This is a genomic window from Paraclostridium sp. MRS3W1 (assembly GCF_032465715.1).
In the GTDB taxonomy this organism is placed as follows: Bacteria; Bacillota; Clostridia; order Peptostreptococcales; family Peptostreptococcaceae; genus Paraclostridium; species Paraclostridium dentum.
Genome location: NZ_JAWDJM010000018.1, coordinates 1 through 7,870, shown reverse-complemented (window position 1 = coordinate 7,870; position 7,870 = coordinate 1). Strand labels below are relative to the sequence as shown.

The window sequence follows — 7,870 nt, the reverse complement described above, 5'->3', positions numbered from 1 at the left end:
GTAAACTATATAATAGATAATATAGATAAATATTAAATTTGAAGGGGCAAAATAATGAAATATTATATGAAATCTAAATTGTTTAAAATTAAAGAAGACTTCTGGATACAAAATGAAGAAAATGAAGAGGTATTCTTTGTAGATAATAAATTATTTGCAGTAGGGCTTCAATTTGATCTTATTAAAGATGAAAAAACATTATATTCTGTTAAAGAAACCGTAATATCACTGCTAGCTAAGTATCAAGTTAAAGAAGGCAATGAAGTTGTAGCGGAAGTAAATAAAAAGCCTTCTTTTATGAGAGATAGTATAAAGATAGAAAGTAAATATGGGGATTTAAATGTAACAGGAGATATAATTGACCACAATTATGAAATATATAAAGGAAGTGAGCAAATAGCTAGAATTCATAAAGAAGTTTTTACTTTTACAGATAGCTACAATGTAGAAACTGATTTTGAAGATGAAGCATTTGTTTTAACTTTGGCAGTTATAGTTGATGATATAATTGATAAACAGAGAAGTAAGTAGTTTTAAATTAAACATTTTTTCGCATCAATATATATTTTTAGGAAACAATAAGTTTGGGAAAATAATATTTATATGTATAGGTGATATATATGAGAGAAAAAAAAGAATTATTATTAGCAATCTTTATACTTGCAGCATTATTTTGCGTAAAGACATTTGTTGAAGAGATGGAAAAAACAAGTTTAAGTAATGAGAATCAAAATATTATTCAAACTTATAGTTATACAAAGGAAGATCCTTTAAGTAGATTGAAAAAAGGAAATGAAATATATCTAGATGCAACATACAACAAAAATACAATTGATAAAGATACGAGAAAAAAACTTAATGAAGAAGGTCAAAATCCTTACGCTGTTATTTTAACTTGTTCGGATTCAAGAGTAGTTCCTGAAAATATATTTTACACAGGGTTAGGAGAGTTATTTGTTGTTAGAGTAGCTGGAAATGTAGTTGATGACACTGTATTAGGAAGCATCGAATACGCAATAAGTAATTTAGATGTACCATTAGTTGTAGTTATGGGCCATGATGATTGCGGAGCTGTAAAAGGAGCATCTGAAAAAAATATAAATGGGAAGTTAGAAACTATAGTTAAGAAAATTAAACCAAGTTATGAAAAAGCAAAATTACAAGGTGGTTCACAAGAAGAAATTTATAATAATGCAGTTAAGTTTAATACTGAGAACTCGATAAACCTAATTAAAGAAAATGAAATTATTAAAAAATATATTGATGAGAAAAAAGTTAAAGTAATTGGAGCTAGTTACGATATGGAAACAGGTTTAGTTAAATGGTTAGACTAATTTTATAATTCGAAAAATTTAAACTTAGAGGGAGTAATAAAAAATTACTCCTTTTATGTTTTAAAAGTACACAAGTAGTGGTATATTATTCTATAGAAAATTTTGATAAACATCAAAGGAGATTTATTATGGAGAAGAAAAAAATCTTATCTACTACCATAATGTTTGTAGTTATAGTAGCAGCAATTATAGGTTTTAAAAGTATTTTTGGAGATGAAAATACATTGGTTGGAGTAGCAGGAATTACAGCTGCTTTATCATTACTAGGAACAGATTATACTATAAACCCACTAAGAAACACAGTGTATTTTGTAGGTTTAGAGGTCGTATTAGGTGTAGGAGCTTTTCTAGCAGCAAATAATTCAATTTTAGCATTAATTATAACTTTTATATTAATATTTACAGTTTTATATAACTTTACATATAATACGAAAAAGCCTACTTATGTAGCATTTACATTAGGGTATTTATTTATGTTATACAGTCCTGTTGATATAAAAGAGTTACCAACTAGAATAGTAGCTCTTGCATTTTGTGGATTAGCAATAATGGCAATTCAGATGATAGCTAATAAAAATAAGCTTAAAACACAATCTAAAAAAACAATAAAGAGTTCTGTAGAATACATAGGTGAGGAAATCAACTGTATATTAGAAAATAAAAATTTAGATTTTATAAATGAGTTAAACAAAAAAACATACATAGGAATAAGAGACTTAGTATCTGAGATGTATAAAAGAATAGATAAAGATATAAACTTACCTATTGAAATTATGCAAAGTTTATTTATAAGTAGATTTTTAGAAAGTATTAACTTAACAATTGATAAAATTAAAGATGATAGAAATGATAATGAAGGTTATTTTGAAACATTAAATGAAGTAAAGAACTTATTAGTAGAAATTGATAATTTTACAAATGAAAATTTAAGCATAGACGAATTAATAAATAAACTAAGTGATTATGCTGAAGATACAGATAAAATAGAACCAAATTATTATTTAATATATGAACTTAAAGATGCAGCAGATTTATTAAGTTATGATTTAAAAGATTCAAGGGATAAAAAAATAGATAAAATTAAGGAAAATTATTTTGTTACGGATTTATTGGATAGAGTAAATGATTTAAAAAACAATATGAGTAAGGATTCTCTTAAGTTTACTTTTGCATTAAGAGGAGCTATTGTTACAAGTATAGGTGTTTTTATAGTTAGTATTTTTAACATCGAATATGGAAAATGGTTAGTTTTTAGTTTATCGTCTATAGTTCAACCTTATCTTGAAGCTAGTCAAGTCAAAAGTAAAGATAGACTCGTAGGTACTGTAATAGGGTTGGTAATTTTTGAAATTTTATTTTACTTAATAAAAGATAATTCAGCTAGAGTATTAGTTATACTTGTAGTTGGGTATATTAGTAACTTCCAAACTAGATATAAAGATCAAATGATATGTACAACAATTTCTGCTTTAGGTGCAGCAGCTATGACTAGTAGTTTAGAGATGATATCTATAAACAGAATAGTATTTGTTGTTATAGGTACTATAATTGCATTATATGCAAATAAGGTTATATTACCTTACAAAATGAGAGATATAACTAAAAAAGATATTGAAAAATCTATAATGATAAATGAAAAAGTACTTTCAAAATTATATGAATTAGGTAGATTAGATCTAAAAATAGACGAAGATGTAAAAGAGATGCTATTTGTTAACAACTTAATAAACAAAAAAATAGATACAAACAACTTAACACTTTTATCAAATAGTATTGATGACTTTTTATACAATCAACGAATGTTTATGAATGACATTAGATTTTTAGTAAATAATTTTAGAAGATTTAGTAAAAATAATACAGGTGTAATGGATCTAGTTTATGACGTAGATAAGCTAATGCATAGAGAAAATTCTAAAGAGGATATAATTAAGTGCTTTAATAAAAGATCGGATAAGTTTAGCCAATTAGTTTTAGTAGATGTTTTAGAATTAAAAGAAAATATAATAAATTCTAAGAAACTATCTAAACAAATTTCAAATGAATTATAATTTAAATTTATACATGAAATGCATTTCATTACATAAAAAATGCATTTCATGAATATAAAATAACGTTTTACTCGTTAATCGACAAATTAAAACATAAAGCAATATATAATGATGTTAAGAAAAGAAATTCTTAACATCATTTTTTTAAGCTTAAAAAAATTATAGCCACATGAGCAAAGCGAATTTTTATTAACTTTTAGGGAAGGAGCGATTGATGTGATAAGTTTTTTAGGATCAATAGCGTTACTTATAATTGGGTATTATACTTATGGTAAATTTGTAGAAAGAACGTTTGGCATTGATGATAGCATCAAAACGCCAGCAACTACACTTGAAGATGGTGTAGATTACATTCCAATGAAATGGAAAAAAATATTCCTTATACAATTCTTAAATATAGCAGGACTTGGACCTATATTTGGAGCAATACAAGGTGCTTTATTTGGACCAGCAGCATTTTTATGGATAGTGTTTGGAACAATATTTGCAGGAGGAGTTCATGACTTCTTATCTGGATATTTATCAATGAAAAACAGAGGTGATTCAGCTTCTGAGTTAGTTGGAAAATACTTAGGAAATTCAACTAAAAACTTAATGAGAGTATTTACAGTTGTACTTTTAATATTAGTTGGTACTGTATTTATGACAGGACCAGCAGCACTTTTAACAACTTTAACATCAATAGATGCTAAGATATGGGTTGTTGTAATAGTAATATACTATATCGCTGCCACTGTTTTACCAGTAGATGCAGTTATAGGAAAGATATATCCAGTATTTGGAGCAGCACTTTTAATAATGGCTGTTGGAGTTGCAGGAGGGTTAATATTTAAGGGGTATGATATACCAAATATAGCACTTCACAATTTACATCCACAAGGACAACCATTATTCCCATTCTTATTTATAACAATAGCATGTGGAGCAATATCTGGGTTCCATGCAACACAATCTCCTATGATGGCAAGATGTGTTGAAAAAGAAAGTGAAGCTAGAAGAGTATTCTATGGTTCAATGGTTGCAGAAGGGATAATAGCTTTAATATGGGCAGCAGCAGCTATGACATTCTTTGGAGGAGTTCCTCAATTAGATGTTATATTATCTCAAGGTGGACCAGCTACAGTTGTAAATGTTATATCAAATACTTTAATGGGACCAATAGGTGGAGGTCTTGCAATATTAGGAGTTGTAGTTTGTCCTATAACTAGTGGAGATACAGCATTTAGAAGTGCAAGACTTACAATAGCAGATGCAATGAAGATAGATCAAAGTAGTATAAAAAATAGATTTATGATATCTATACCATTATTTGTAATAGGTATAGCACTTACTTTCATAGATTTCAATATAATATGGAGATACTTCTCTTGGGCTAATCAAACATTAGCTATGATAATGTTATGGACAGGATCAGCATACTTAGCAAAACATAATAAAAATCATTTTATAAGTACTATACCTGCTATATTCATGACAGCTGTAACATTTGCATATATAATGCAAGCACCAGAAGGATTTAGATTACATGCTGGAGTATCTAATGCAATAGGTATTGGAGTTGCTATAGTATTCACTATATTATTTGCTAGAAAAGCTAAAAAATTAAGAAATGAAAATAAAGAATTAGCATAGGCATTAAGTTAGTATTTCATATATATAAAATAAAGGTAGAATCTTTAAAAGATTCTACCTTTATTTATGTATAAATACTTGAAAGTTCAAGTACTTTATGATAAATTTAAAATAGGTGAAAGTTCAAGTATTTTAAAGGAGGAATTAAATGAGTTATTTAATTCTTAGAGAAATAGGTAAAATTGCAAGATGTCTACAAACAATAAGTGATGTAGAGTTTAGAGAAATAGGACTAGAAAAAGGACAGTACTTGTTTCTAGTAAGAATATGTGAAAATCCAGGTATTAATCAAGAAGTTTTATCTAATTTATTAAATGTAGATAGGACAACAACTGCAAAAGCTATTAAAAAATTAGTTGAAAAAGAGTACGTTATTAAAAGACATAATGAAAAAGATAAAAGAGCATATGAGCTATATCCATCAGAAAAAGCTAGTCAAATACATTTAATTTTAAAAAGTGAAGAGGAATTATCTACAGAGAATTCATTAAATGGGTTTAGTGAAGAAGAAGTAGATATCCTATTTAATTTATTAGAAAGAATGAGAAAGAATATAGAAAAAGATTGGGAGTATGTAAAAAAAGGAAATAAAAGAGACTATACAAACAAATAGAGGAGGCAGTTATATGAAATGGAAATTAAAAAAATATGAGGAATTAACTGTAGATGAATTGTATGAGATATTAAGTGCTAGAGTAGAAGTATTTGTGGTAGAGCAAAAGTGTCCATATCAAGATATAGATTTTAAAGATAAAAATTCATATCATTTATTTGCTAAAGAAAATGGCAAAATTGCAGCATATGTAAGAATTTTAGAAAAAGGAATTTCGTTTGAAGAAGCTTCTATAGGTAGAGTATTAACAAGCAAAGAATATAGAGGGAAGGGTCTAGCAAAAGAAATTATGTTAAAAGCTATAGAGTATATAGAAAATGAGCTAAATGAAACTGAAATAAAAATATCAGCTCAAGCATATTTAGTAGAGTTTTATAAGAGCTTAGGATTTAAAGAAGTATCGGATATATATTTAGAAGATGATATTCCTCACCTTGATATGCTATATAGAAAATAATAAATATAAATAAGTATTAAACTAAGTTGTTACGGAAATGATATATTTTTTAACACACCATTACAAAGCAAATTTTATATGATATATAGGAAGAAAAAACTTAAAGGGAGTGAGTATCATAAAAAAATTTGTAGCTTTTATTGTGTGCGTACTCATGGTAGCTGGAAACACTACCTATGTAGCTGCTAACAGCTATAAATCCAATGAAAAAAACACTAAGTATACTATAGCTCAAAATACAATTAATAAGATGAAGGTAAATGCAAGTTCATTAAATATAAGAAGTGGACCAGGTACAAATTATAAGAAAATAGGAAGCTTAAAAAGAGAAGTTGTTATTGATACTATAGATAAAAGTGGAATATGGTACAAGATAAAATATAAAAATAGTTATGGGTGGTGTAGTGGAGATTTTTTAGTACAAGTAAATAATACAAATGATAATAATGTAACATCAAATAATAACAATCAAAATTTATCAAAGGGAGATTTTATAATAATAAAAACATCTAATAATACTATGGCGTATTATAAAGATGGAATTTTAGTTAAAGAATTTAATGTAGCCACAGGGAAAAAATCAACACCTACACCAAAGGGAAAATTTAAGATAGTAAATAAAATTGTAAACAGACCTTATTATAAAGACAATATAAAAGGTGGAGATCCTAGAAATCCTTTAGGAAATAGATGGTTAGGACTTCAAGTAGGTAGCACTTATGGAACTACTTATGCTATACACGGAAATAATAGTGAAAGTAGTATAGGCAAGAGTGTATCAGCTGGATGTGTTAGAATGCATAATAGTGATATAAAGTGGTTGTTTGATCAAGTTCCAAAGCAAACTACAGTTATAATAAGTGATTCAAGTCAAAGCTATAGAAAAATCGGAACATCTTATAATATTAACTTACAAAAATAGACTAGAGTTAAACTCTAGTCTGTTTTTGATAATTTTTGAGGTTGTTTTTTATTAGCCATATATCTATTAACGTATATGATGATTACTCCCATTATAGGAACTGACAACATCATTCCGATAAATCCTGTATAATTACCAGCAAGTGTAACAGCTAGTATTGTAAGAACAGGTGGAACTCCAACTTGTTTTCCTACAAAATGAGGCTCTAATATAGCACTTTCTAATTGTTGAACAACTACCATTACAACTAAAACCCAAAGTGCTTTGTTAAATGAGAAGAATAGGTTTATAAATACAGCAACTACAGTACCTATAATTGGTCCAAAGAATGGAATCATATTTGTGATACCAATTATTATTCCGACAAATACGGGATAATGAGATTTTAATAAAACTAAGATTATAGTACAAAATGTTCCATATATCAAAGAGTCTATAAATTTAGCAATTATATAAGACCCAATATTTTTATCAAGTATTTTACCAAATTCTTTTGCTTTTAAATAGAATTTACCAAATAAACATTCGCATAAGTCATTAACTATTTGAATTGTTTTTTCTTTAGAAATTAAGAAATAAATAGAAATTACAATTCCTAAGAATATATTTACTGTGTAAGTTACTACTAAGCCTATAAGTTCTAGTAATGTTTGACTAAGAACTCCTGCAATTGATGTCATAGTAGGGATTATAGAATTTGTAATAAACTCTTTTATTTGTAGTGTAGACTCAGGATTTTTAGTGCTTATTTTAAATGTTGAAAGTATAGAATTTATTAAATCCTCGATTTCATTTATATTATGAGGCATAAATGAATATAAATCAGTTATATTTTTTTGTATAATTGGAACAACATATAAC

At 27.1% G+C, this 7,870-nt stretch carries 8 protein-coding genes; 7 read left to right on the top strand and 1 reads right to left on the bottom strand.

Features of this window, described 5'->3' with window-relative positions:
• Positions 1-54 precede the first annotated feature (54 nt).
• The 7 genes from RWY47_RS01335 to RWY47_RS01305 all read left to right on the top strand — a co-directional run bounded on the left by RWY47_RS01335 (position 55) and on the right by RWY47_RS01305 (position 7,009).
• A complete protein-coding gene (locus RWY47_RS01335) occupies positions 55-531 on the top strand; it encodes an LURP-one-related/scramblase family protein (protein WP_021428998.1) in 477 nt (158 codons plus the stop codon).
• An 89-nt stretch (positions 532-620) separates the two neighbouring features.
• A complete protein-coding gene (locus RWY47_RS01330) occupies positions 621-1,334 on the top strand; it encodes a carbonic anhydrase (protein WP_224170337.1) in 714 nt (237 codons plus the stop codon).
• 128 nt (positions 1,335-1,462) lie between these two features.
• On the top strand, positions 1,463-3,385 hold the full coding sequence (locus RWY47_RS01325; protein ID WP_224170336.1) for an FUSC family protein: 1,923 nt from the start codon (positions 1,463-1,465) through the stop codon (positions 3,383-3,385).
• 216 nt (positions 3,386-3,601) lie between these two features.
• Entirely contained in the window at positions 3,602-5,017 is a 1,416-nt protein-coding gene (locus RWY47_RS01320) for a carbon starvation CstA family protein (protein WP_224170335.1), read from the top strand.
• A gap of 148 nt (positions 5,018-5,165) precedes the next feature.
• Positions 5,166-5,630: a MarR family winged helix-turn-helix transcriptional regulator gene (locus RWY47_RS01315; protein ID WP_021429122.1), complete on the top strand. Its 465-nt coding sequence runs from the start codon at positions 5,166-5,168 to the stop codon at positions 5,628-5,630.
• 13 nt (positions 5,631-5,643) lie between these two features.
• The gene (locus tag RWY47_RS01310; protein ID WP_224170334.1) at positions 5,644-6,087 is read left to right on the top strand and encodes a GNAT family N-acetyltransferase; all 444 of its coding nucleotides are present in this window, start codon (positions 5,644-5,646) and stop codon (positions 6,085-6,087) included.
• 109 nt (positions 6,088-6,196) lie between these two features.
• A complete protein-coding gene (locus RWY47_RS01305) occupies positions 6,197-7,009 on the top strand; it encodes a L,D-transpeptidase family protein (protein ID WP_316030215.1) in 813 nt (270 codons plus the stop codon).
• A gap of 14 nt (positions 7,010-7,023) precedes the next feature.
• Here the strand turns inward: RWY47_RS01305 and RWY47_RS01300 are convergent.
• Positions 7,024-7,870 (bottom strand): AI-2E family transporter (locus RWY47_RS01300; protein WP_316030214.1); only part of this gene is annotated, 847 nt, incomplete at its 5' end.

What these genes read in the sequence shown, in the direction of transcription:
- RWY47_RS01335 (WP_021428998.1), top strand. Translation starts at nt 55, where the DNA reads ATGAAATATTATATGAAATCTAAATTGTTTAAAATTAAAGAAGACTTC.
- RWY47_RS01330 (WP_224170337.1), top strand. Translation starts at nt 621, where the DNA reads ATGAGAGAAAAAAAAGAATTATTATTAGCAATCTTTATACTTGCAGCA.
- RWY47_RS01325 (WP_224170336.1), top strand. Translation starts at nt 1,463, where the DNA reads ATGGAGAAGAAAAAAATCTTATCTACTACCATAATGTTTGTAGTTATA.
- RWY47_RS01315 (WP_021429122.1), top strand. Translation starts at nt 5,166, where the DNA reads ATGAGTTATTTAATTCTTAGAGAAATAGGTAAAATTGCAAGATGTCTA.
- RWY47_RS01310 (WP_224170334.1), top strand. Translation starts at nt 5,644, where the DNA reads ATGAAATGGAAATTAAAAAAATATGAGGAATTAACTGTAGATGAATTG.